The sequence below is a fragment of the Microvirga sp. P5_D2 genome (genome assembly GCF_054049475.1).
Window position 1 is genome coordinate 1 of record NZ_JBFUMH010000383.1, and the last position, 980, is coordinate 980.

The window sequence follows — 980 nt, forward strand, 5'->3', positions numbered from 1 at the left end:
GAGCAGGATCACCGGCGTATCGGCGTATCAAGCGCCTGGTCCGGCCAGGCCTGGGCTTCAAGAGCGTCACGTCCGCCGCGCAGACGCTTTCTGGTTATGAGGCGATGGCAATGATCCGCAAGGGACAGATCATCGGTGTACCACCCAAGGACATGGGCGCTCAGCGCGACTTCATTGCTACCCTATTCAGCCCAGTCGCGTAGCCTGCGTCCTTGTCCGGCCTTCGCTTGACCTACATCAGGGTTTGCAACGGAACCTCCGATATGCGGGAACAGAACAGAAGATCTCGAGTTCTGACCACTGACGCTCCGGACGCGAGCGTAATGAATTCGACGTCTGCGACGCAGGTCGTCCCATATGAAGCACGGTCTGTGGCTCAAGGAGATCTTTTCTGAATGACGACGAAGAACAATGCTCTGAGCTTCCAGGCCAATGAAACAGTTGTGTATCCGGGCCATGGCCTCGGTGTGATTACGGGGATCGAGGAACAAGAAGTTGCCGGGTTCAAACTGGACCTCCTTGTACTCGCGCTCGACTCGGGAAAAGTCACGGTCCGCATTCCCACTGCCAAAGCGAAAAGCAGCGGCCTGAGAAAACTGTCTGAGCCGGCCGTCGTCACCCAGGCACTCGCGATTTTGAGTGGAAAGGCCCGCGCCAAACGTGGCATGTGGAACCGTCGTGCGGCGGACTATCAGGAACGCATGGGAAGCGGGCAGTTGACTGCCGTCGCGGAGGTTCTGCGCGATCTAAACCGTGGGCCGCAGCAGGAAGAGGCGTCCTACAGCGAACGGCAGATCTTCGAGAATGCCCTAGACTTCATGGTGAAGGAGGTCGCAGTGGTGAGACAGATAACCGAGACCGAAGCCCGCAAGCTCATTGAGGAGGGTTTAGCCAACGCCCTCCGTTCCAGCAAGCCGACCGGGAGCGAAGCGGCGGCATAGCCGCATTTGTACACAGTCTCTATTGGCGGTTCTCAAAGG

At 58.3% G+C, this 980-nt stretch carries 1 protein-coding gene and 1 pseudogene; both read left to right on the top strand.

What is annotated here, in order from left to right; all coding sequences use genetic code 11:
- Nucleotides 1-203, top strand: a pseudogene (locus tag ACXJKO_RS31830) (IS6 family transposase); the annotation flags it as partial.
- A 192-nt stretch (nucleotides 204-395) separates the two neighbouring features.
- Nucleotides 396-941 carry a CarD family transcriptional regulator gene (locus ACXJKO_RS31835; RefSeq protein WP_457094986.1) on the top strand — a complete coding sequence of 182 codons (546 nt, stop codon included), beginning with the start codon at nucleotides 396-398 and terminating at the stop codon, nucleotides 939-941.
- The last annotated feature ends 39 nt before the right edge of the window (nucleotides 942-980 follow it).

Excerpts from the sequence above, each read along its gene's own strand:
- ACXJKO_RS31835 (WP_457094986.1), top strand. The coding sequence starts at position 396 with ATGACGACGAAGAACAATGCTCTGAGCTTCCAGGCCAATGAAACAGTT.